This window comes from Saccharopolyspora sp. NPDC049357, assembly GCF_040677225.1.
GTDB lineage: Bacteria > Actinomycetota > Actinomycetes > Mycobacteriales > Pseudonocardiaceae > Saccharopolyspora.
Genome location: NZ_JBFAQJ010000014.1, coordinates 46,716 through 69,630, shown reverse-complemented (window position 1 = coordinate 69,630; position 22,915 = coordinate 46,716). Strand labels below are relative to the sequence as shown.

Sequence of the window (22,915 nt, the reverse complement as noted above, 5' to 3'; positions counted from 1 at the left end):
CGCGCGAAATTGGAACGGCTCCCTCGTCGGCGGGGCGTGCCGGTGCGGCCGGGGCCTTCGACGGTCGGTCGGGGCCTGGGCTTAGGGTTGAGCCGTGGCTAGAGCGGATGGGCGTAGTGACGATCAGCTTCGCGATGTGAAGATCACGCGGGGATACCAGGACTGGCCTGCGGGTTCGGTGCTGGTGGAGTTCGGCCGTACCCGGGTGCTGTGCGCGGCCAGCGTGCAGGAGGGCGTTCCGCGCTGGCGGACCGGCTCCGGACTGGGCTGGGTCACCGCCGAGTACGCGATGCTGCCCTCGGCGACCAACACGCGCGGCTCCCGCGAGTCGGTGAAGGGCCGCATCGGCGGCCGCACCCACGAGATCTCCCGACTGATCGGCCGGTCCCTGCGCGCCTGCATCGACATGGCGGCGCTGGGCGAGAACACCATCACCCTGGACTGCGACGTGATCCAGGCCGACGGCGGAACCCGCACCGCCGCGATCACCGGCGCCTACGTGGCGCTGGCCGACGCGGTGACGTGGCTGGGCGCTGCCGGTCGGCTGTCCGACCCGAAGCCGCTGTCGTGCGCGATCCAGGCGGTCAGCGTGGGCGTCGTCGACGGCCGCGTGCGCCTGGACCTGCCCTACGAGGAGGACTCGCGCGCCGAGGTCGACATGAACGTGGTCGCCACCGACCACGGCACGCTGGTCGAGGTGCAGGGCACCGGCGAGGGCGCCACCTACACGCGGTCGACCATGGACAAGATGCTCGACTTCGCGCTGGCCGGATGCGGTGAGCTCGCTCGCCTGCAGGAATCCGCGCTCGCCGAGCCGTACCCGGGTGAGCTGCCCGGGGGCGCGGCATGAGCCGGTTGCTGCTGGCCACCCGCAACCAGAAGAAGCTCGTCGAGCTGCGCCGCATCCTCGAAGCCGAGGGCGTCACGGGCCTGGCGGTCGTGGGGCTGGCCGACGTGCCGGAGTTCCCGGAGGCTCCGGAGACCGGTGCCACCTTCGAGGACAACGCCCTCGCCAAGGCCGCCGACGCGGCTCGGGCCACGGGACTGCCCGCCGTCGCCGACGACTCGGGCCTGGAGATCGACGCGCTCAACGGGATGCCGGGAGTGCTCTCGGCACGCTGGGCCGGTGCGCACGGCGATGACCAGGCGAATCTCGACCTCGTGCTCGGGCAGATCAAGGACGTGCCGGACGAGCGGCGCGGCGGGGCGTTCGTCTCCGCCGCCGCGCTCGTGCTGCCCGACGGCGGCGAGACCGTGGTGCGCGGCGAGTGGCGCGGCACGATCATCCGGGAATCCCGGGGAACCAACGGTTTCGGCTACGACCCGATCTTCGTCCCCGAGGGCGGGACCCGCACCAGCGCGGAGCTGTCCCCGGAGGAGAAGGACGCCGACTCGCACCGCGGCCGGGCGCTGCGCCTGCTGCTCCCGTCGCTGCGCGAGCTCGCCGGCTGACGTGATGTCGCTCGCCCCGGTGGGGGTCTGACCGGGATCGCCGGTTAACTTCGGTGCGTGTTCACCGATTGGTTTGAACTGGTCCTGCTCGTCGTCGTCGGATTCCTGTCCGGCGCGGTGAACGCGGTGGCCGGTGGCGGATCCCTGCTGGTGTTCCCGGCGCTGCTGGCGACCGGGATGCCGCCGCTGGTGGCCAACGTGACCAACTCGGTGGCGCAGGGACCCGGTTTCGTCGGCGCGGCGGTCAGCCAGCGCGACGACCTCACCGGCAGTCCGCGCCGGTTGTGGACCACCTCGATCGCGGCGTGCGCGGGTTCGGCTCTCGGCTGCGCGCTGCTGATGGTGCTGCCGGGCGAGGTCTTCGACGCCGTGGTCCCGGCGCTGGTCGGGCTGTCGGCGGTGCTGATGGCCTTCCAGAACACCATCCGCAAGTGGCTCGGCTCACCGGCCGAGGGCGCCCCGGACCGCACGGTGCTGCTCACCGTCGGGATCTTCCTCGCCTCGATCTACGGCGGGTACTTCGGCGGAGCGCGCAGCGTGATCCTGATCGCGATCCTGGTGCTGGCCGCGACCGACAGCATGCGCAGGCTCAACGCGCTCAAGAGCTGGTTGGGCATGATCGGCAGCGCCGCCACGCTCGTCGTCTACGCGCTCATCGCCCCGGTGGACTGGATCGCGGTGGCGATGCTGGTCCCCACCACGGTCATCGGCGGCTACGCCGGCGGCAAGCTCGCCCAACGCCTCCCATCGACCCTGCTCCGCTACCTGGTAGTGGTCATCGCAGCGGGCGTGGCCATCTACATGGTCCTGGACTGACCTGCTGTTCCTCGACTCGTCCTGCTCGGCGGCGGTAGCCGCCGTTTCAAGTGAGGGACTCAAACTCGCACCGCCGCGGGTTCTCAGACGTCTTCTGGGGAGGACCGCCGTAGCGCCGTGTACTGGTCATACACAAGTCCCGGATCCCGGAGCCAGAAGACGTCTGAGGTTCCGCTACCCGCACACGCCGAGCAAGGTGATCGCTAAGGAAGGATCTCCTTGCGGAGCCTGTCGACGTGGCCTGTGGCTTTGACGTTGTAGAGGGCCTTGGCGATCTTGCCGTCGGGGTCGACGACGAAGGTCGAGCGGATGACGCCCTGGACGATCTTGCCGTAGTTCTTCTTCTCGCCGAAGGCGCCCCAGGCGGTCATGACGGCGCGGTCCTCGTCGGACAGCAGCGGGAACGTGAGCCCCTCGGCGTCGCGGAACTTCGCGAGCTTCGCCGGCTTGTCCGGGGAGATGCCCAGCACGTCGAAACCGGCGTCGTTGAGCTCGGCGAGGCTGTCGCGGAAGTCGCAGGCCTCCTTGGTGCAGCCCGGGGTGCTCGCGGCGGGGTAGAAGTAGACGACCACGGAGCGGCCGCGGAAATCGCTCAGCGAGACGGTGTTGCCGTCGGCGTCCGGCAGCGAGAACTCGGGCGCGGCGTCGCCGTCGGAGAGTCGGTTCTGTTCGCTCATGCCCGCGACGCTAGCCGATGGGCCGGACGGGTCATTCGGGCAGCGCCGCGCCGCCCGCGGCGGGAGTGAGCTGCGACACCTGCTCGATGGCCGGTTGAGCCGGCTGCTGCTGGGCGACGATGAATCCGCCGAGGATCAGTCCGGCCAGCGCCGAAGTCGTCACGGCAATGGCGCACCTTGTGTAGACGCGGACGGACACCGTCGAAATTCCTTTCGCAGAGCGGGAAATCCGCATTCGAGGCGGACATGGTGGTGATCGCCGGTATCGCGTGGAACGTTACCCGGTTCGCTCGATCGGGCTACCGGGTTGCGGGGGTGATGTGCCCCGCGTAGACGGGAGGGTGGCCGATTCGATCGTGGTTCACGGAGGAAGCGCATGCCGACCGTCGCCGAACAGTTCATCGAAGTCCTCGTGCAGGCCGGTGTGAAGCGCATCTACGGGATCGTCGGCGACAGCCTCAACCCGGTGGTCGACGCCGTCCGCCGAACCGAGGGCATCGAGTGGGTGCACACCCGGCACGAGGAGGCGGCGGCGTTCGCCGCGGGTGCCGAAGCGCAGGTCACCGGCCGACTCGCGGTGTGCGCGGGCAGCTGCGGTCCGGGCAACCTGCACCTGATCAACGGGCTCTACGACGCGCACCGCAGCGGCGCGCCGGTGCTGGCGCTGGCCTCGCACATCCCGTCGGCGCAGATCGGCACCGGTTTCTTCCAGGAGACGCATCCGGAGGAGCTGTTCAACGAGTGCAGCCACTTCTGCGAGCTGCTCTCCCAGCCCGCGCAGATGCCGAGGCTGCTGCGCTCGGCGATCCAGACCGCGGTCGGCCGTCGCGGGGTGTCGGTGCTGGTGCTGCCGGGTGATGTGGCCGAGGAGTCGGCGGCCAAGCCGACCGGCCACGGCGTGGTCGACTGGGACCCGCCGACGCTGCTGCCCTCGGCCGAGCAGGTCGCGGCGCTGGCGGAGAAGATCAACCGGGCCGAGCGGCCGATGATGTTCTGCGGAGCGGGTTCTCGCGGTGCGCACGCCGATGTGATGGAGCTCGCGGAGAAGATCAAGGCGCCGGTCGGGCACGCGCTGCGCGGCAAGGAGTGGATCCAGTACGACAACCCCTACGACGTCGGCATGAGCGGACTGCTGGGCTACGGAGCCTGCCACGAGGCGATGCACAAGGCCGACCTGGTCCTGCTGATGGGCACCGACTTCCCCTACGACAACTTCCTGCCGCAGGCCAACACGGTGCAGGTCGACATCGAGCCGACGCACCTGGGCCGCCGCACGGTGCTGGACCTGGCGGTCCACGGCGACGTCGCCGAGACGATCCGCGCGGTGCTGCCGAAGGTCAGAGCCAAGACCGACCGCTCCTACCTGGACCGCATGCTGCGCGAGCACGCCGGTCAGCTGGAGAAGGTCGTCGACGCCTACACCCGCAACGTCGAGTCGCAGGTGCCCATCCACCCCGAGTACGTCGCCGACGTGCTCGACGACCTGGCCGCCGACGACGCGGTGTTCACAGTGGACACCGGGATGTGCAACGTGTGGGCGGCCCGCTACATCACGCCCAACGGGCGTCGCCGGGTGCTCGGGTCCTTCGTGCACGGGTCGATGGCCAACGCGTTGCCGCAGGCCATCGGAGCGCAGCTGGCCGCGCCGGACCGCCAGGTGGTGTCGATGTCCGGTGACGGCGGCCTCGCGATGCTGCTGGGCGACCTGCTGAGCCTGCGGACCCACCGGCTGCCGGTGAAGACCGTGGTGTTCAACAACTCGTCGCTGGGCATGGTGAAGCTGGAGATGCTGGTCGACGGGATGCCGGACTTCGGCACCGATCACGACGGCGTGGACTTCGCCGCGATCGCCCGCGCGGCCGGGATCAACTCGGTCCGGGTGGAGAAGCCCGGCGAGGTCCGCGACGCGCTCTCCGACGCGCTGTCGCGTCCGGGCCCGGCGCTGGTGGACGTGGTGACCGACCCGAACGCGCTGTCGCTGCCGCCGCACATCACCGGCGAGCAGGTCAAGGGCTTCGCCCTCGCCGTCAGCCGCACGGTCCTCTCGGGAGGCGTCGGAAAGATGGTGCAGCTAGCCAGAAGCAACCTACGCAACGTACCGAGACCCTGACCGGTATTCGATGTCTGTGGTCAGCCCTGACAACGAAAACCCCGGGACCTGCAAGCGGCGAAGCCGCGAGCAGTGAGAACCACTCTCGCAACAGGCACCGCCGCGGGTTCTGAGGCGTCGTCTGGGGAGGACGCCGCGACGCCGTGGATTGGCATACATCAGGAGTGGCGCCCGGAGCCAGGCGGCGTCTCAGGTTCCGCTACTCGCACCGCTACGCAGGACGACCACGGATGTCCACAGATTGCTTCAGTCTCGGTTGCGGCGGGGGGTTAGGTGGCCTGCTCGTAGCCAGAGCAGCAGGCCCATTCCGAAGAACACGGCCCAGACCAGCACCGACACGACCATCAGCAGATACACCTGGAATGTCACCCCCCATGACCTGGCGGTCCGGCCCTCCGCGCGGGCCGCCCCGACAAGCATCCCGCCGCAGAAGCTTCCCGTGAAGATGTCGTACGGGTGATCACGATGTGACTCGTTGTGGTGGGCCGGGCAGGATAGAGGCCATGACAGTCAGTCCCACGGTGCGTCGCCGGAGGCTGGCCGCCGAATTGCGCAGGCTGCGCGCGCATTCGGAGGTCACCCAGCAGCAGGCGGCCACCCATCTCGGTTGCACGCAGGCGAAGATCGGCCGCTTCGAGACCGCGAAGAGATCCCCGTCGGTCGGCGACGTGTCCGCGTTGCTGGACTTCTACGGGGTGGACAACGCCGAGCGCGAGCAGTTGATCAACCTCGCGCGCGACGCCCGCAAGCGCGGCTGGTGGCACTCCTACAGCGACGTGCTGCCCGAGTGGTACGAGACCTACGTGGGTCTTGAGGCGGAGGCGTCCAGCATCGACACCTACGAGTCGGAGGCGATCCCCGGATTGCTGCAGACGCGTGAATACGCCTACGCCATCACCAAATCCACGCTCATCCGCGCGCACGACGCGGAGATCGGACGGCGCGTGGACCTGCGGATCCAGCGGCAGGAGCGGGTCACCGGCGACAACCCGCTGGAGCTGTGGGCGGTGGTCGGCGAGGCGGCGCTGCGCCGTCCCGTCGGCGGTGACGGCGTGCTGCGCAGGCAGCTGGAGCACATCCTCAAGCTGGGGCAGCTGCCCAACGTGACGTTGCAGGTGATGCCGCTGGGCGCCGGAGCGCATCCGGCGCAGGCGGGTCCGTTCGTGATCCTGCGCTACTCCAACCACATTGACCCGGACGTGGTGTATCTGGAGACCCATGTGGGTGGGCTGTACCTGGAGCGCGAGATCGAGCTGACGAACTACGCCACGATGATGGACCATTTGAGAGCGCATGCGGTAGACCCGGAAGGTTCGGTCGATTTCATCCAACAACGCATAGGAGAGCTTTAGATGGCGGAAATATCCGGCTGGCGCACCAGTTCCCGCTCCCAGGGGCAGGGCCAGTGCGTTGAGATCGGCTTCGGGTCCGATCACGTGGGTGTGCGGGACACCAAGAACCGGGGGGCGGGGCGCATCGAGTTCGCCTCGCAGTTGTGGCAGGAGTTCGTCGGGGGTCTCAAGAACGGCCGGTTCGACCTGGACTGAACCAGAGGGGAGCGCGCTGATTCGGGGGGCGCTCCCCGCCAGGGTTCGAAACCTATTCCACTGCAACGCGTTCCAGGAACGGTGTGAGCAGCCCCGGGACGGCTTCGTCCGCCAGCGCCAAGCCGTCACCGGTGCGGACGTCGTAGATCCGGTAGAGGCTCGATCCGGCCGCCGTGGTCGCACCGACGGTCATCAGGTCCGAGCGGCGCTGGAACACCGTGCGGGAGATCCGCCAGCCGATGATGTTCTCGCGTTGCAGCGCGACGGTGCGGCGAACCGCGCTTCCGTTGCGCGCCACCAGATATCGATCGTCCATCGCGTGCCCGAGAGCGCGGTGGGCGTCGACGGCGAAGCCCAGGCCCGCCAGCAGCGCGAGCACCACGAGGGCGACGGCGGAGGTGACCGGGAGCCAGCCCGGCACCGCCGGGACCGCCACCACGACCGCGACGGCCAGGGCGCTGAACAGCGCCCAGCCGATCCGGCGCCGCAGCGCGGCCCTCGGGTGCGGGGTGAGGGCGATGTCGAAGGGCTGATCGCGCAGCACAGCCGCCGAGACCCGCCAGGCCTCCGCGCGGGGCGCGGGCGGCAGCAGGACCTTGCTGTCCGGCTGCTTGTTGTCCTGCTTCTGCTCCTGCAATCCGGTCGCCACCGCCGCCAGCTTGGCGCCGCCGGCCAGCCGCAGCGGCAGCGGTTCGCACAGCTCGACGCCGCGGAGCCTGCGCTCCTCCAGCGACAGCGACCGGGTGGTCAGCAGGCCGCGCTTGACCCGCAGGGTGCCCGGTTCGCGGGTGAGCTGGAAGCCCCACCACATCTCCAGCGACAGCAGGAACGCCCCGACCACCCCGACGACCAGCGCGATCGCGGCCACCACGAGCACGAACACCGCGATGCCCAGCGATGCGACGGCGCCGCCGAGCGCGTCGAAGACGCCCCACTTGCGCAGCAGCTGGTCGAAGGAGCCGACCGCCGACCCGATGGCACCCCAGACCACCAGCATCAGCGACACGGTCAGCGCCGAGTAGCCGAGCCACTTCGGTTCGAGCCGCGACAGCACGCCCTCGTCCGGCGATTCCTCCACAGTGGACCCACCGAGGGTCATGTCGCGGCGCAACGCCTCGGCGGCCGAGCGCCTGATCGACTGCAACCGGATGGTGGCCTCGGTGCCCTGAGCGCCGGTGCTGATCTTGACCGTGGTGAGGGCGAACAGCCGCTCGTGCGGCGCCGCGGTCAGGTCCACGGTGCGGATGCGGTCGCGCGCGAGGGACCGGTGGTTGCGGAACAGGCCGCCGAGCCGCTGCTCGAAGCGCTCCTCGGTGATCCGGTACCGGTAGAACACCCACTGGTAGGCGGCGGCGCCCGCGACGAGGAGCGCGGTGCCCAGACCGATCAGGAACGTGATGAGCACCGGCGTGGTCCCGGCGCCCGCGATGACCATGACCAGCAGCGTGGCCAGAGCGGGCGCTGCCACGACCGCTCCCGCCGCCGGGATCGACTTGGCGTCCAGCCGGTGCCACTGCCCGTCGACGGCGCTCACGTCGCGTCTCCCGGCGTCGCCTGGGTCGCGGTGGTGAGCTGCTCGACGACGGCCGCCGCCTGCTCGCGGTCCATGCCGTCGATGCTCAGCGGTCCGGCCGCCGACGCGGTGGTGACGGTGACGCTGGAGAGGTCGAACAGCTGCTGGAGCGGCCCGCGCACGGTGTCGACGGTCTGGATCCGCGACATCGGCGCGATCCGCCACTCCTGCCGCAGCCACCCCGCCGAGGTGTAGACGGCGTCGTCGGTGATCTCCCACCGGTGCACCCGGTAGCGCCACTGCGGCATGACCGCCGTGTAGACCGCGCCGAGCACGGCGATCAGCACCGCGGGCAGCAGCAGCCAGAAGCGGGCCGGCGCGATGAGGATCCCCAGCACCACCAGCACGATCACCGGCGGCAGCACCAGCGCGAGCGCCTGCGCCGTCCACCAGGCGATCGCCCGGCGTTCCACCCGGTTGCGCGGCGGGCGGAGCCGCAGTCCGTCTTCAGGCATCGTCGAGGCCCCTTTCGTGGGCTGTTCCCCCCGGATTGTTCCGAATCTCCCGCAGGTAAGTGCGGTTTAGAGGGATTTCAGCGCTGGCCAGATCGTTGACCAGGGCTGGGTCTTGCCGGTGGCGATCCAGCCCTTGAGGTTCTCGCCCGGGGTCGCGGGCCGGATGTCGGTGAAGTACGGGCGGAGCTCTTCGGCGTCGTGTCCGTAGTAGACGATCGTGTCGATCTCGTCGGACGGTTCGTCGAAGTAGCCGTAGCCGCGGTGCGGGCTGAACACGTCGGGCAGCGGGTGGTGCGCGCCGCCGACGTCGAGCATCGCGGCGGAGATGTAGTTCTCGCCGATCACCGCCGTGCGGGTGCGCTGCTCGGCGGGCAGCGACAGGTAGGCCCGGGATACGTCCTGGGCGATGGTGTCGCTGATCCGGTCGCTGTCGACCTTGGTGATCGCGGCCGAGAACCCCCTGTTGATCTCCGCGCCGGAGTGGATCAGCAATCCGGCCGTGACCAGCGAGATCGCGTAGACGGGCCAAGCCGCCCACCCCCAGCGGGGCGGCTTGGCCTCCCTGCGCCGCTGCAGGCTCACCGTCGCCGCCGCGATCGGCAGGCCGTACATCCCGATCAGGTAGTAGGGCCGACCGGCGGTGACGACGAAGAAGACCCACAGCAGGATCGTGGTGATCGCGAACATCCGGTACGGGCGCAGCCACGACTTGCTCAGCAGCAGCCACAGCCCGGCCAGCACCAGCGCGGTCCCGAGCACCCCGGCGAAGAGGACGAGCTGCACGGCGGTCCCGCCACGACCACCGGAGAGCATCGGGGACTCCTGCGCGACGATCGACGACATCGCCAGCTGCGGCCACCCGTTCAGCGCCTGCCAGATCAGCGTCGGCGAACCGATCAGCAGGGCGATCCCGGCGCCCGTCCACAGCATGGGCCGGGTCAGCACGGCCCGCGGGCCCACCGCCAGGGTGCTGACCAGCAGTGCCGCGCAGAGGACCACGACCTGGAACTTCAGCTGCAGGTTGATGCCCAGCAGCACCCCGAACGCCAGCAGCAGCCGGTCGTCGGCGACGCCCTGCGCGTGCTGCCGGAGCCAGCGCACCAGCGGCAGCAGCAGAGCCGTCCACAGCAGCGGCTCGAAGGTGTAGGGAGCCACCCAGTGCCCGATCAGGTTGCTCCACAGCCCGGTCGCGCCGGCGAGCGCCGCGATGCTCTGCGCGCGGCGGTCCGCCCCCAGCTCGCGGGCCAGCAGCGCGATCAGCACCACCGCACCGCCGGAGGCGAGCGCGGCGGGCAGCCGGAGCACGAACATCGAATCCGGCGCGATGAAGTCCATAGCGGCGGCGATCATCGGCGTCAGCGGCGGCTGGTCGACGTAGCCCCAGTTCGGGTGGTACTTGCCGGCCGCGAGCATGTAGGCCTCGTCGACCCAGTAGTCCCCGAAGGCGCCCGCGATCGCGTGCGCCACGGCGAGGACACCGGCGATGCCGAACACCGGCCACTTCGCCAGCGGGTGCAGCGCGCGCGGCGCTGTGCGCCGGGTGCCCGGTTGATCGATGAGCATGAATTCCCCCAGGAACCGTCGTTGTGCCACCAGTCAACCCGGATCGTGCTCTGATCAACACCGCGATTGGTCGAGTGCTCGGGCGACGAAGGTTGTGCCCGCTCACGCCCGGTGCAACTTTCGTCTAGACCTGGGCGACGTGCGGTGGGGTCCGGCTTCGCAACCGGGCTCGGCGGCCCTAACGTGGGCCTGGTGAAACGACCGCTCTGGCAGCTTCTTTGGAACACCCAGCGAGAGGCCGTCTTCGACATCTGCCTGGTCGTCGCGCTGTTCGTGTTCCCGCGCGTGCTGGCGGGCTACTACCCGACCGACGCGCTGCCGGGCACCTACGACTGGATCGGCGGGCTGTGGTTCAGCGACGTCGCCAACGACCTGCTGTGCCTGGGGCTGCTGGTGCGCCGCCGCTGCTCGATGGTGCTGCTGTGGGGCGTCGCCCTGCTCTCGGTCGCGCAGATGTTGCTGATCCAGTTCGGCCCCGGGCCGTTGTTGCAGATCAACGTGTCCACCGATCCCTGGGTTCCCGGTGTCACGCCCTGGGTGCTCTACGCGGTGATCGTCCACGGGCGCGGACACCGCTACCTCGCTTGGGCGTTGATCGCCGTGGTGACCGCGGTCGGCCTGCGGCTGGGCCACACGCCCCACCCGGACGTGGTGATCACCGGTGTGGCCTGGACGATCTTCCCGATCGTGCTCGGGCTCTACGCCGCGGAGCGCGGCAGGCTCGCCTATGCGCTGCGGGAACGCGCCGAACGCGCCGAGCACGAGCGCGAACTGCTCGCCGAGCAGGCCCGCGCCGACGAGCGCGCCCGGCTGGCCGTGGAGATGCACGACGTGGTCACCCACCGCGTCAACCTGATGGTGCTGCAGGCCGGTGCGCTCGGTGTGGTCAGCGACGACCCGGCGGTGCACCGCGCGGCCGAGGACCTGCGCTCCAGCGGTGGGGAAGCGCTCGCCGAACTGCGCGACCTGGTCGGCGTGCTGCGGCGCAGCGACGACGAGCGCAGCGATGCCGGCGCGGACACGCCCAGCGACGTGCCGGATCTCCGCGAGCTCATCGGTCAGTCCGAGGCCGTGGGCATGTCCGTGCGGTTCACGGCGGAGGGAGACCCCGGGCCGGTCACCCCGGCCGTCGGCAGGACCGCCTACCGCGTGGTCCAGGAAGGGCTGACCAACGCGCACAAGCACGCGCCCGGAGCCGACGTGCACGTCCGCGTGCTCTACAGCGACGACCGGGTGCGAGTGAGCGTCCGCAACACCGCGCCCACCGGGCCCGTGCCCGAACTCGCCGACAGCGGAGGGGGAGTGGGGCTGCTCGGGTTGCAGCAGCGCGTCGAGCTCGTCGGTGGGACGTTCCGCTCCGGCGCCACCGACGGCGACGGGTTCGAGGTGGAGGCCATACTGCCCGGGTACGTGCCCACCGAGGAGACCGCCGATGCCTGAGACGATCCGGGTGCTCGTCGTCGACGACGAGCCGATGGTCTGCGCGCACCTGAGCACGATCCTCGGATCGGCACCCGACATCGAGGTCGTCGACGAGGCGCGGGACGGTGCCGCCGCCGTGGAAGCCGTCGTGCGGCACCGGCCCGACGTGGTGCTGATGGACCTGCGGATGCCCGGCGTCGACGGGCTCACCGCCACCGAGCGGATCTGCACCATGCCCGACGCACCCGCGGTGGTCGCGCTGACGACGTTCGACGCCGACAAGTACGTGCTGCGCGCGCTGCGAGCCGGGGCGGTCGGGTTCCTGGTCAAGTCCACGCCGCCGCAGGACCTCATCGGGCTGGTGCGGGTCGCCGCGGACGGGCACACGGTGCTCTCGGAGGAGGCGAAGCGGCGCCTGCTGGCCGCCACCGGTGGGGAGCAGAGCGCCCGGGAACGCGCTGTCGGGCTGACCCGCGAGCTCACCGAGCGGGAGATCGAGGTGCTCACCTGCCTCGGTCGCGGCATGTCCAACGCGCAGATCGCCGCGCGGCTGCACCTCTCGGAGGCGACGGTGAAGAGCTACGTGTCGCGAATGCTGGTCAAGCTCGAGTGCGAGAACCGCTTGCAGGCCGGGCTCCTCGCCTACGACGCGGGCCTCGTGCCCCGGTGACGCCCGGGACCTCCATGATCGTTAGGCCATCCGGGTGGATTGGGCCAACAGGTTTAACGATCAATCGAGTGAGCTCCACCGATTGGCTCTGGAATATTCCACCCAAGATCGGTACACCATAGGTGACGCGTTCCGAACGGTTGTCGGGGCCGGGAACGCGTCAGCGCCGTCGGTTCGGGGATCGATGGCGCACCGGTCGGAGGGGTCCGGCCGCAACGAGGGTGCCCTCGGCGCAATCGGGGTGCGCCGAGGGCATCTTTTTGTTGTGGCCCTGGGCCGGGGTCCTTTTGCTCGGTGGTGCGGGTGGCGGAACCTCAGACGTCCTCTGGGTCCGGGCGCCACTCCTTGAGTATGTGAATTACGCGGCGTCGCGGCGTCCTCCCCAGAGAACGTCTGAGAACCCGCGGCGGTGCCGGTTGCTTTGGTGGGGTGAGGAGAAAGCACCTTCGGTGCTTGCCTGACGTTGTGCTGTGCGTTGAGCAATTGTCGCCTGGTGGTTGATAATTTCATTTCTTTGGGCTTGTGACCTGCGGGTTAATGGGGAAAAGCGGCAAAATCCTTCTCTTTCGCGGTTGTTCTGGGGTTGGTTAGTGTTCGATCAAGATTGCTGCGGGGGCCCGGTTGGGGGAAGGCAGGCCCTCGGCTCGAGTTCTCGCGGCAAGACCTTCGGACAAGGAGATTCACGATGGTCGATGCCCCACGTCGCCTCGCCCGGATGGCCGGTGTTGCGGCGATCGCCGTTGCCGCGCTCACCTCGGCTTCGGTCGCCCAGGCGGCCCCGGCCGACGTCAACCCGTACATCGTCGGCGGGCAGGACGCCGAGATCGCGGACCACCCGTTCACCGTCGCGCTGACCACGCCCGACGGTCAGCAGTTCTGCGGTGGCTCGCTGGTGTCCCCGACCAAGGTCCTCACCGCCGCGCACTGCACCACCGGTCAGCAGCCCACCGACATCAAGATCGTCAGCGGTCGCACCACCATGAGCACCACCGAGGGCACGGTTTCCGACGTCACCAACGTCTGGATCCACCCGGAGTACACCGACGCCACCAAGGGCTTCGACGTCTCCGTGCTGACCCTCGGCGCCCCGGTGCAGGAGAAGCCCATCGAGCTCGCCACCGCCGACGACGCGGCCTACGCTCCCGACACCCAGGCCACCATCCTGGGCTGGGGCAACACCTCCGAGGGCGGCCAGCAGGCCGACCACCTGCAGATGGCTCAGCTGCCGGTGACCTCGGACGAAACCTGCTCCAAGGCGTACCCGGAGTACAGCAACCAGTCGATGGTCTGCGCCGGTGTGCCGGAAGGCGGGATCGACAGCTGCCAGGGTGACTCGGGCGGCCCGATGGTCGCCGACGGTCGCCTGATCGGCGTCGTGTCCTGGGGTCAGGGTTGCGCGCAGCCCGGCTTCCCGGGTGTCTACGCCCGCGTCGGCGCCTACAACGACGTGATCACCGAGCAGATCAACTCCTGACGAGCGAACCGGCCGGGGTTGTCATCCCGCTGGCCCGGGCCGGTCCCGCTCTAGGTGGAGGAAAGGCCGTGGACGCTCGCTCGCCGTCCACGGCCTTTCGCTATGCCCGGACCAGCGTCACCGACATGCCCAGCTTGGCGTCGGCGTGCTCGCCTGCATCGGCGCTCTCGACGACCTCGGCCGCCAGCACGGCTGCGGCGATCTCGTCCCGGTGCGCCCGCAACGCCTCCCCGACCTCCGCGGAACCGCTCCAGCGCAACGAGATCCGGTCGGTGATCTCCCGGCCGTCCTGCTTGCGGCAGTTCTGCACGAACCGGATGATCTCCCGCGCCAGCCCGGCCAGTCGCAGTTCCGGCGTGATCGCGGTGTCCAGCGCGATCGCGACCTCCCGCTGCTCCTCCGACGGCCACCCGGTTCCGGCGACGTCGCCGGTGACGACCTCGCGGACGTTGATCTCCTCGGCGAGATCGGCCCGCAGCTCGACGGGCAGCTCCGGGCTGATCACCGCCGTCGCCAGCGGCTGCCGCACCTTCAGCGCCTCCTCGCGGCGCAACGACCGCCCCGCCACCGCCAGACTCCGCTCGACGTCGACCAGGGACAGCAACTCCTCGTCGATCGGGCCGGGTTCGGGCCAGGCCGAGAGGTGCACGGAATCGGGGACGTCCGGAGACCCCGGGCGAACGGTGCGCTGCCAGACCTCCTCGGTGAGGAACGGGATGAACGGGGCCAGCAGCCGGGTCAGCACGTCCAGGCACTCGTGCAACGTGCGCAGGGCGTTGACCTCGCCGTCCCAGAACCTCGGGCGCGAGCGGCGCACGTACCAGTTCGACAGGTCGTCGACGAACTCCGCCAGCACCCGGCCGGCCCCTGCGGTGTCGTAGTCCTCCAAGCGCGAATCCACCTGCCGCACCACCTGGTTCAGCCGCGCCAGCACCCACCGGTCCAGCACCGGCCGCTCGTCGGGCGGATCCGGCTCGGCCCACTCCGACAGCGCCGCGTAGCGGTTGAAGAACGAGGCCGTGTTCCAGTAGGTCAGCAGCACCTTGCGGACGATCTCGCGCAGCGCCTCGTGCCCCACCCGGCGCGGCGACCAGGGAGAACCGCTGCACAGCATGAACCAGCGCAGCGCGTCCGCGCCGTGGGCCTCCATCAGCGGCAGCGGCTCCAGCACGTTGCCCAGGTGCTTGCTCATCTTCCGGCCGTCCTCGGCCAGGATGTGCCCCAGGCACACCACGTTCCGGTAGCTGGAGCGGTCGAACAGCAGCGTTCCGATCGCCATCAGCGTGTAGAACCAGCCGCGGGTCTGGTCCAGCGCCTCGCAGATGTAGTCCGCCGGATAGTTGCGCGCCAACGCCTCCGCGCTGCCCGGTGCGTGCGGGTAGCCCAGCTGCGCGAACGGCATCGAACCCGAGTCGAACCAGGCGTCGATCACCTCCGGCACCCGCGCGGCCCGCTGCCCGCACTCCGGGCAGGCGAAGGTGATCTCGTCGATGTGCGGCCGGTGCGGGTCGAGCCCGGAGAGATCGCGGCCGGTGCGTTCGCCCAGCTCGGCGCGGGAACCGATCGCCGTCACGTGCCCGGCCGCGCAGCGCCACAGGGGGAGCGGAGTGCCCCAGTAGCGGTTGCGGGACAGCGCCCAGTCGACGTTGCCCGCCAGCCAGTCGCCGAAGCGGCCGTGCTTGACGTGCTCGGGGTACCAGCGGGTGTTCTCGTTCTCCCGTTGCAGCGCTTGGTGAATCGCGGTCGTGCGGATGTACCAGGACGGCTGCGCGAGGTACATCAGCGGCGTGTGGCAGCGCCAGCAGTGCGGGTAGGCGTGCTCGATCGTCCCCTCGCCGACCAGCGCGTCCCGCCGCCGCAGGTCCTCGACCAGGACCTGGTCGGCATCCTTGAAGAACATGCCGCCGACGAGCGGCAGCGTCGGGTCGAAGCGGCCGTCCGGGCCGAGCGGGTCGACAACCGCGAGCCCGTTCGCGCGGCCCGTCGCGAGGTCGTCCGGGCCGAACGCCGGCGCCAGGTGCACCAAGCCCGTCCCGTCGGTGGTGGAGACGTAGTCGGCGAGCACCACGCGGTGGGCGTCCGGGACCTCCACCAGGTCGAACGGCGGGCGGTAGGCGAGTCCTGCCAGATCGCGGCCCGGAATCCGGGCCACCACCTCGCCCTCGACGACGTCGGCCAGCGACTCGGCGACCACGAACGTGCCGCGCTCACCGCGCGCGAGCACGTAGGTGACCTCGGGGTGGACCGCGACGGCGGTGTTGGACACCAGCGTCCACGGCGTCGTCGTCCACACCAGCAGCTGGGCATCATGGCCCGCCAGCGGCTCTTCCAGCGGCAGGCGCACGAAAACGGAAGGGTCCTCGACGGTTTCGTAACCCTGCGCGACCTCGTGCGCCGACAACGTCGTCTGGTCCCGCGGGCAGTACGGCGCGGCGCGGTAGTCCTCCACCAGCAGCCCGGCGTCGAAGATCCGCCGCAGCGCCCACCACACGCTGTCGACGTAGGACGCCGACATGGTCCAGTAGGCTGCGGAGAGATCGATCCAGTAACCCATCCGCGTCGTGACGGCCTCGAACTCGCCCACGTAGCGCTGAACCGATTCCCGGCAGCGCGCGTTGAACTCGGCGATGCCCAGCCGCTCCACGTCAGGTTTGCCGCTCAGCCCCAGTTCGCGCTCCACCGCCAGCTCGACCGGCAGGCCGTGGCAGTCCCAGCCCGCCCGGCGCGGCACCCGGAAGCCCTTCATGGTGCGGAAGCGGGGGAAGACGTCCTTGAACACCCGAGCTTCCACGTGGTGGGTGCCGGGCGTGCCGTTGGCCGTCGGCGGACCTTCGTAGAACACCCACAGCGGGCCGTCGGCGGTCTGCTCCAGGCTCCGCTCGAAGATCCGGTGCTCGCGCCACCACTCGATGCGCCGCCGCTCGGCCTCCGGCAGGTCGATCGCCGAGGCCAGCGGGTGGAACGGAGAAGCCGATCTCATGCGCCCATGGTGGAGCCGCGCGGTCGCTTCTCGCTCGCTGTACTGTTCGGTAGGTCCCGCTCGGGACGACGAGGGAGCAGGAGGATTCGAGGGGTGACGGCTGACGAAGCGGCCAGCTCGCACGGGCACAACCTGGTGAAGTCCGCGGATCGCGCGCTGATCATCCTGGAACTGCTCTCCCGGGGTAGGCACCGGCTCAGCGACATCGCCGAGACGCTGCGGCTGCCGCTGTCCAGCGTGCACGGCCTGCTCGGCACCCTCGTGCACCGCGGCTTCGCCGAGTTCGACCCGACCACCCGCACCTACGGCCTCGGGCTCAAGGCCTGGACCGTCGGGCAGGGCTACACCGGGCACCGCGACATCGTCGGCCTAGCGCTGCCGCTGATGGAACGCCTCGCGCAGCAGACCGGTGAGACCGTGCAGCTGTCCCGGCTCGACGGCATCGAGAACGTCTACATCGCCATCGCCGAGTCCCCGCAGCCGATGAAGCTCGTCTCCGCCGTCGGCATGCGGCTGCCCGCGCACTCCGTCGCGCTCGGCAAGGCGCTGCTGGCCGGGCTGACCGACGACGAGGTCGTGGCCCGCTACGAGGACGTCAAGCTGGAGCGCTTCACCGACAACACGATCACCGCGCTGCCGGAACTGCTCGCCCAGCTAGACGAGGTGCGCCGCGAGGGCTACGCCGTCGACGACGAGGAGTACATCATCGGCTGCCGCTGCCTGGCGGTCCCGATCCGGGACCACGCGGGCGAGGTGGTCGCGGGCATGTCGGTCTCAGCCCCGACTCCCCGCTGCGGCGCGAACTGGACAGAGGAGACACGGGCTCCCCTCACCGAGGTGGTCGAAGCGGTCCACCGCCAACTCCGCCACTGACCTATTCCGGGTCGCCTAGGCCTCCCCGGACCGGGGGCGGTTTTGATCCGAACCGTCCATGATCGAAATCCGTTTGGCCCGGGCAATTCGGATCCGTTGTCCAGGGACGTCGTGCTGGTGGGTTCAGCCGAACTGCACCGAGCGCTTGGCCAGGCCCCACCAGAAGCCCTCGATCGGGACGCGCTGGGCGTCGAGGTCCTCGTCCGCGGCTCCGAGGGTCACGAACAGCGGCGCGAAGTGCTCGGTGCGCGGGTGGGCCAACCGCCCGGCCGGGGCCTTGTGCTCGAAGTCCAGGAGCGCGTCGATGTCGCGCGAGGCCAGCGCCCGGCCGCCCCAGTCGTCGAACTCCACCGACCAGTTCGGCGTCGACGCCGAGCGCAGGGCCGAGAGGTTGTGGGTGAAGAACCCGCTGCCGACGATCAGCACGCCCTCGTCGCGCAGCGGTGCGAGCGACCGGCCCACGCGCATCAGGGCCGCGGGCTCCAGCGTCGGCATCGAGATCTGCAGGACGGGGATGTCGGCGTCGGGGTACATCTCCTTCAGCGGCACGTAGGCGCCGTGGTCGAGGCCGCGATCGGGCACGTCGACCACCGGTGTCTCGGCGCCGCCGAGCAGCGCGCGCACCCGCTCGGCCAGGGCCGGGGCTCCTGGCGCGGCGTAGCGGACGTCGTAGTACCGGTCGGGGAAGCCCCAGAAGTCGTAGACCAGCGGGACGGTGCTGGTCGCGCCGATCGCCAGCGGTGCTTCCTCCCAGTGCGCGGAGATGATCAGGATCGCCTCGGGGCGAGGCAGGTCGGCCGACCAGGCCGCCAGCTCGCCGGGCCAGAGTTCGTCGTCGGCCAGCGGCGGGGCGCCGTGGCTGAGGTACAGGGCGGGCATGCGCTCGGCCATCGGGAACCTCCTCGTTCGAATTTGAATCAAATGTACCTCGTGGTTCAAATTCGAACAAGATAGAATGGGGGAGTGACCGAACCGCGCTGGCTCGACGCCGACGAGATGGCCGCCTGGAACGCCTTCGTCGAGGCGGGCAACCTCGTGAACCGCCGCGTCGAGCAGCAGCTCCGCGAACAGGCGGGATTGTCCCACCCGCAGTACGAGATCCTGGTCCGCCTCTCGGCGGCGCCCGAGGGCGAGGTCCGCATGTCCGAGCTCGCACAGCTCGTGGTGACCTCCAAGAGCGGCCTGACCTACCAGGTCACGCAGCTCGAGAAGGCCGGGCTCGTGGGTCGCCGCACCTGCGAGACCGACGACCGGGGCGTCATCGCCCGCCTGACCGAGGCCGGCAGGCGCAAGTTGGAGGAGACCGCGCCCGGGCACGTCGAGCTCGTCCGCGAGCACCTCATCGACGTGCTCGACCGCGACCAGCTGCGCGCCCTCACCGATGCGCTGGGTGTGGTCTCGCGCAAGCTGCGCGGGTCTTGACGCGCTCTGTCCGCGCTGATCGGATTTCGCTTGCTTGAACGGGTTTCACACAGGCGAAACGAGGTCGGTCATGAAGTTCCTGAGGTTGGGGTCGTTCTCGGAGGAGCGTCCGCACGTGCTCGACGATCGAGGGCGGCTGTTCGACCTGAGCCCGCTGACCGGCGACATCGACGGCGAGTTCCTCGCGGGTGACGGCGTCGCCCGCACCCGGGCAGCGCTCGCCGCGGGCGAGCTCACCGCCGTGGACGACCCGGCCGACGGCACGGCGATGCGGGTGGGCGCGCCGATCGCGCGGCCGATGGCGGTGCTGTGCATCGGGCAGAACTACGCCGCCCACGCCGCCGAATCCGGTTCCGCGCCACCGGAAGTGCCGATCCTGTTCTTCAAGCACCCCAACACCGTCGTCGGTCCGCACGACGACGTGGTGATCCCGCGCGGCGCCGAGCAGGTGGACTGGGAGGTCGAGCTCGGCGTGGTCATCGGGCAGCGCGCGAGCTACCTCGACAGCGCCGAGCAGGCCCTGTCGCACGTGGCCGGTTACGTGCTGGCCGACGACGTCTCCGAGCGCTCCTTCCAGAAGGAGCAGTCCGGCGGCCAGTGGTCGAAGGGCAAGTGCGCGCCGACGTTCAACCCGGTCGGTCCGTGGTTCGTGCCGGCGGACGAGGTCGCCGACCCGCAGGGGCTTCGGCTGCGCAGCTGGGTCAACGGCGAGCCGAGGCAGGACTCCAGCACGGCCGACATGATCTTCGGCGTCGGCGAGATCGTCCGCCACCTCTCGCAGTACCTGACGCTGGAGCCGGGAGACCTGGTCATCACCGGCACCCCGGAGGGCGTGGCGATGTCCGGGCGCTTCCCGTTCCTGGCGCCGGGTGACGTGGTCGAGATGGAGATCGACGGGCTCGGTCGTCAGCGCAGCGGCGTGAAGTCGGCCTGAGGTTGGGCCGATCGGATCAACCCCAATGTGAAGATCTTTCAATTCACCGTCGGGGTAGCTAGCGTTCCGGTGCCGGAGCAGATCCGCATCGGAAAGGGCGTGGCATGGCGCGACGTTCACTGGTGGTCACCCTCGTGGCGGTCATCGCGGGATCCCTGTTGATCGCCCCCGGGGCCAACGCCCAGCCGCCGGAGGACTACTGCCGCCAGCAGTGCCACGACATCCTCCCGCCGGGCCAGAACGGCAACGCGACCTTCGCCGAGCTGGTCTCGCACATGCTGCTGGGCACCCGCCCGAAGCACTCCGACGACCAGCTCCAGAAGTACGACGCGCTGGCAGGCGGGTACCGCGAGCTGACCACCGGCACCATCCAGGAGTTCTTCAACGACCACTCCTTCGGCGTGCGGCCGGACGACGTCGAGCGCACCTACCGGCCGCGCGCCGACGTCACCGTCGTCCGCGACAAGACCGCAGGCGTCCCGCACGTCTACGGCGACACCCGGTCCGGAACCACCTTCGGAGCGGGCTACACCACCGCCGAGGACAAGCTGTTCCTGATGGACGCGCTGCGCCACGCCGGTCGCGGCGAGGTGACCCCGTTCGCCGGAGGCGCGCCCGCCAACCGGAAGTTGGAGCAGAGCTTCTTCTCCGTCTCGCCCTACACCGAGGAGGAGCTGCGGGACCAGATCGACCGGGTCGCCGCCCAGGGCGAGCGCGGCCGGATGGCGCTGCAGGACGCGCAGTCCTACGTCGACGGCATCAACGCCTACATCCAGGAGTCCCACCGGGGCCGCTACTTCCCGGGCGAGTACGTCGCGACCGGGCACGTGGACCCGGTGACCAACGAAGGCCGCATCGAGCCGTTCGAGCTCACCGACCTGGTGGTGCTGGCGTCGCTGATCGGAGCCCAGTTCGGCGGTGGCGGTGGGGGAGAGGTGCAGAACGCCGTCGCCAGGATGTCGCTGCACGAGCGCTTCGGGCCCGAACGCGGTGAGCAGGTCTGGGCCGCCTTCCGCGCGGAGAACGACCCGGAGGCCATCAGCACGATCCACGACGGGAGCTCCTTCGAGTACGGCAACGCCCCGGCGGATCCCGAGGGCGTGGCGCTGCCGGACCCGGGATCGGTCGCGGACCAGCAGCTCGTCTTCGACCCGACCGGCTCGGCGAACCAACCCGACGAGAAGCCCTCGCGGCCGGTCGTCGATCCCGAGGACCCGCTGCGCGGCATGTTCGACGACGGCGTCCTGCCCGCCGACATGGCCGAGCGCAGAGGCATGTCGAACGCGCTCGTGGTCTCCGGCGCGCACACCGAGAGCGGTCACCCGGTGGCGGTGTTCGGCCCGCAGACGGGCTACTTCTCGCCGCAGCTGCTGACCCTGCAAGAGCTGCAGGGTCCGGGCATCTCCTCGAAGGGCGCCTCGTTCGCGGGCCTGAGCTTCTACACCCTGCTCGGCCGCGGCCAGGACTACTCGTGGAGCGCCACCACCGCCTCGCAGGACGTGATCGACACCTACGCGGTCGAGCTGTGCTCGCCCGACGGCGGCCCGGTCACCAAGGACTCGAACTTCTACCGCTTCCACGGCGAATGCCTGCCGATGCAGACCATGGAGCGGCAGAACTCCTGGAAGCCCAACCTCGGCGATGACACCCCGGAGGGGTCCTACCGGCTGGTGTCCTTCCGCACCCGCCACGGGCCCGTCACGCATCGGGCCACTGTGGACGGAAAGCCGGTCGCCTACACCACGGCCCGGTCGACCTTCCTGCACGAGGTGGACTCGATCATCGGGTTCCAGAAGTTCAACGACCCGTCGGCGGTGTCCTCGGCGGAGGACTTCCAGCGCGCGGCGCACGACATCAACTACACGTTCAACTGGTTCTACGCCGATTCCCGCGACACCGCGTACTTCAACTCCGGGGCGAACGTGGTGCGCCGGCCCCACGTCGACCCGAGCATGCCGATCGTCTCGGACCCGGCCCACGAGTGGCCGGGCTGGGACCCGGAGACCAACACGGCGACCTACCAGCCCTTCGCCGAGCACCCGAACTCCCTCAACCAGGACTACTACATCAGCTGGAACAACAAGCAGGTCCCGGGAACCGCGGGCGACCGGGCGGAGAAGGGCGCGGTGCAGCGCGGTGATCTGCTCGATCGCCGAGTGCGCGAGCAGATCGCCTCGGGTGACGAGTTCAGCCGCGCCGAGCTCGTGCGGGCCATGGCCGACGCCGCGGTCACCGACCTGCGCGCCGAACGGGTCCTGCCCGACCTGCTGCGCGTCATCGGCGAACCCGACGAGCGCTCGAAACAGCTGGTCGACGAGCTGCGCGCGTGGCTGGCCGACGGCGGCAAGCGCACCGAGACCTCGCCGGGCAGCAAGTCCTACGCGCACGCCGAGGCCATCGAGCTGTTCGACGCGTGGTGGCCGCTGCTGGTCCGCGGCGAGTTCGAACCCGCCGTTGGAACCCCCGCCTACCAGGCGATGACCGCGATGATGCAGATCAACGAATCGCCGTCGGGCTGGCAGAACGGCGAACCCGGTCTGCACGTCGGCCAGGGCCACCAGGGTTCGACGTTCCAGTTCGGCTGGTTCGGCCAGGTCTCCAAGGACATCCGCGCCGTTCTCGGCGAGCAGGTCCCCGGCGGCTTCGGCGCACCGCTGTGCGGCGGTGGCGACCCGGGCGCGTGCCGCCAGATGCTGCTCGACACCCTCGTCCAGGCCGCCGCGACCCCGTCGGAGGAGACCTACCCGGGCGACGCCGACTGCGACCCCGGCGACCAGTGGTGCGCGGATTCGATCGTGCAGAACAAGGTCGGCGGCATCGACCAGGACAAGATCTCCTGGCAGAACCGCCCCACCTATCAGCAGGTCATCGAGTTCCCCGCCCACCGCTGAGCCGTTCGCCGCAGGGCGTTCTCGGCGAAACGGCCCCACGCGGTCTCCCGGCCCCC

Annotated in this window: 21 protein-coding genes; 13 read left to right on the top strand and 8 right to left on the bottom strand. The window is 70.0% G+C overall.

From position 1 onward, the window contains the following. Positions 1 to 94: 94 nt before the first annotated feature. The 3 genes from rph to AB0J91_RS14555 are packed head-to-tail and all read left to right on the top strand — an operon-like array spanning position 95 to position 2,268. The gene (gene rph / locus AB0J91_RS14565) at positions 95 to 850 is read left to right on the top strand and encodes a ribonuclease PH (protein WP_363868298.1); all 756 of its coding nucleotides are present in this window, start codon (positions 95 to 97) and stop codon (positions 848 to 850) included. Beyond that, positions 847 to 1,452, top strand: coding sequence for an RdgB/HAM1 family non-canonical purine NTP pyrophosphatase (gene rdgB, locus AB0J91_RS14560; protein ID WP_363868295.1), 606 nt, complete (start codon positions 847 to 849; stop codon positions 1,450 to 1,452). Before rph ends, rdgB begins: the two co-directional genes overlap by 4 nt. 57 nt (positions 1,453 to 1,509) lie before the next feature. Continuing rightward, positions 1,510 to 2,268 (top strand): sulfite exporter TauE/SafE family protein, encoded by a 759-nt coding sequence (locus AB0J91_RS14555; RefSeq protein WP_363868292.1) that lies wholly within the window; start codon positions 1,510 to 1,512, stop codon positions 2,266 to 2,268. 203 nt (positions 2,269 to 2,471) lie between these two features. Here AB0J91_RS14555 and bcp read toward each other — a convergent pair whose 3' ends face one another. Both bcp and AB0J91_RS14545 read right to left on the bottom strand, forming a co-directional pair. After that, on the bottom strand, positions 2,472 to 2,945 hold the full coding sequence (bcp, locus tag AB0J91_RS14550) for a thioredoxin-dependent thiol peroxidase (RefSeq protein ID WP_363789698.1): 474 nt from the start codon (positions 2,943 to 2,945) through the stop codon (positions 2,472 to 2,474). A gap of 31 nt (positions 2,946 to 2,976) precedes the next feature. Beyond that, the gene (locus AB0J91_RS14545) at positions 2,977 to 3,108 is read right to left on the bottom strand and encodes a hypothetical protein (RefSeq protein ID WP_363789699.1); all 132 of its coding nucleotides are present in this window, start codon (positions 3,106 to 3,108) and stop codon (positions 2,977 to 2,979) included. 213 nt (positions 3,109 to 3,321) lie between these two features. On the opposite strand from AB0J91_RS14545, the gene AB0J91_RS14540 reads away from it, so the two are divergent. Then, the gene (locus AB0J91_RS14540) at positions 3,322 to 5,055 is read left to right on the top strand and encodes a pyruvate dehydrogenase (RefSeq protein WP_363868288.1); all 1,734 of its coding nucleotides are present in this window, start codon (positions 3,322 to 3,324) and stop codon (positions 5,053 to 5,055) included. A gap of 246 nt (positions 5,056 to 5,301) precedes the next feature. Here the strand turns inward: AB0J91_RS14540 and AB0J91_RS14535 are convergent, their stop codons facing one another. Then, on the bottom strand, positions 5,302 to 5,424 hold the full coding sequence (locus AB0J91_RS14535; protein ID WP_363868285.1) for a hypothetical protein: 123 nt from the start codon (positions 5,422 to 5,424) through the stop codon (positions 5,302 to 5,304). A gap of 134 nt (positions 5,425 to 5,558) precedes the next feature. Between AB0J91_RS14535 and AB0J91_RS14530 the strand changes: the two genes are divergently transcribed. Together AB0J91_RS14530 and AB0J91_RS14525 are read left to right on the top strand one after the other, a co-directional pair. Further along, positions 5,559 to 6,407 (top strand): helix-turn-helix transcriptional regulator, encoded by an 849-nt coding sequence (locus AB0J91_RS14530; RefSeq protein ID WP_363789702.1) that lies wholly within the window; start codon positions 5,559 to 5,561, stop codon positions 6,405 to 6,407. Beyond that, entirely contained in the window at positions 6,408 to 6,602 is a 195-nt protein-coding gene (locus tag AB0J91_RS14525) for a DUF397 domain-containing protein (protein ID WP_363868283.1), read from the top strand. 52 nt (positions 6,603 to 6,654) lie between these two features. On the opposite strand, the gene AB0J91_RS14520 is transcribed toward AB0J91_RS14525, so the two are convergent. The 3 genes from AB0J91_RS14520 to AB0J91_RS14510 all read right to left on the bottom strand — a co-directional run bounded on the left by AB0J91_RS14520 (position 6,655) and on the right by AB0J91_RS14510 (position 10,223). Continuing rightward, complete coding sequence (locus AB0J91_RS14520; protein ID WP_363868280.1) at positions 6,655 to 8,136, bottom strand: PH domain-containing protein; 1,482 nt, start codon at positions 8,134 to 8,136, stop codon at positions 6,655 to 6,657. Then, a complete protein-coding gene (locus AB0J91_RS14515; RefSeq protein ID WP_363868277.1) occupies positions 8,133 to 8,630 on the bottom strand; it encodes a PH domain-containing protein in 498 nt (165 codons plus the stop codon). Before AB0J91_RS14515 ends, AB0J91_RS14520 begins: the two co-directional genes overlap by 4 nt. 66 nt (positions 8,631 to 8,696) lie before the next feature. Beyond that, entirely contained in the window at positions 8,697 to 10,223 is a 1,527-nt protein-coding gene (locus AB0J91_RS14510) for a glycosyltransferase family 39 protein (protein ID WP_363868274.1), read from the bottom strand. A gap of 162 nt (positions 10,224 to 10,385) precedes the next feature. Between AB0J91_RS14510 and AB0J91_RS14505 the strand changes: the two genes are divergently transcribed. The 3 genes from AB0J91_RS14505 (at position 10,386) to AB0J91_RS14495 (ending at position 13,759) form a co-directional block, all read left to right on the top strand. Beyond that, positions 10,386 to 11,633 carry a histidine kinase gene (locus tag AB0J91_RS14505; RefSeq protein ID WP_363868272.1) on the top strand — a complete coding sequence of 416 codons (1,248 nt, stop codon included), beginning with the start codon at positions 10,386 to 10,388 and terminating at the stop codon, positions 11,631 to 11,633. Then, the gene (locus AB0J91_RS14500; protein WP_363868269.1) at positions 11,626 to 12,285 is read left to right on the top strand and encodes a response regulator transcription factor; all 660 of its coding nucleotides are present in this window, start codon (positions 11,626 to 11,628) and stop codon (positions 12,283 to 12,285) included. Before AB0J91_RS14505 ends, AB0J91_RS14500 begins: the two co-directional genes overlap by 8 nt. Before the next feature lie 685 nt (positions 12,286 to 12,970). Further along, positions 12,971 to 13,759 (top strand): serine protease, encoded by a 789-nt coding sequence (locus tag AB0J91_RS14495; RefSeq protein WP_363868266.1) that lies wholly within the window; start codon positions 12,971 to 12,973, stop codon positions 13,757 to 13,759. 100 nt (positions 13,760 to 13,859) lie between these two features. Here AB0J91_RS14495 and ileS read toward each other — a convergent pair whose 3' ends face one another. Next, a complete protein-coding gene (ileS, locus tag AB0J91_RS14490) occupies positions 13,860 to 16,739 on the bottom strand; it encodes an isoleucine--tRNA ligase (protein ID WP_363868263.1) in 2,880 nt (959 codons plus the stop codon). 93 nt (positions 16,740 to 16,832) lie between these two features. Between ileS and AB0J91_RS14485 the strand changes: the two genes are divergently transcribed. Continuing rightward, positions 16,833 to 17,612, top strand: coding sequence for an IclR family transcriptional regulator (locus tag AB0J91_RS14485; protein WP_363868260.1), 780 nt, complete (start codon positions 16,833 to 16,835; stop codon positions 17,610 to 17,612). A 123-nt stretch (positions 17,613 to 17,735) separates the two neighbouring features. Here AB0J91_RS14485 and AB0J91_RS14480 read toward each other — a convergent pair whose 3' ends face one another. Continuing rightward, positions 17,736 to 18,503 carry a class III extradiol ring-cleavage dioxygenase gene (locus AB0J91_RS14480; protein WP_363789712.1) on the bottom strand — a complete coding sequence of 256 codons (768 nt, stop codon included), beginning with the start codon at positions 18,501 to 18,503 and terminating at the stop codon, positions 17,736 to 17,738. A 72-nt stretch (positions 18,504 to 18,575) separates the two neighbouring features. On the opposite strand from AB0J91_RS14480, the gene AB0J91_RS14475 reads away from it, so the two are divergent. The 3 genes from AB0J91_RS14475 to AB0J91_RS14465 all read left to right on the top strand — a co-directional run bounded on the left by AB0J91_RS14475 (position 18,576) and on the right by AB0J91_RS14465 (position 22,859). Further along, on the top strand, positions 18,576 to 19,034 hold the full coding sequence (locus AB0J91_RS14475; RefSeq protein WP_363789713.1) for a MarR family winged helix-turn-helix transcriptional regulator: 459 nt from the start codon (positions 18,576 to 18,578) through the stop codon (positions 19,032 to 19,034). Between the two features lie 70 nt (positions 19,035 to 19,104). After that, positions 19,105 to 19,968, top strand: a complete 864-nt coding sequence (locus AB0J91_RS14470; protein WP_363789715.1) for a fumarylacetoacetate hydrolase family protein — start codon at positions 19,105 to 19,107, stop codon at positions 19,966 to 19,968. 104 nt (positions 19,969 to 20,072) lie between these two features. Next, a complete protein-coding gene (locus AB0J91_RS14465; protein ID WP_363868257.1) occupies positions 20,073 to 22,859 on the top strand; it encodes a penicillin acylase family protein in 2,787 nt (928 codons plus the stop codon). Positions 22,860 to 22,915 lie beyond the last annotated feature (56 nt).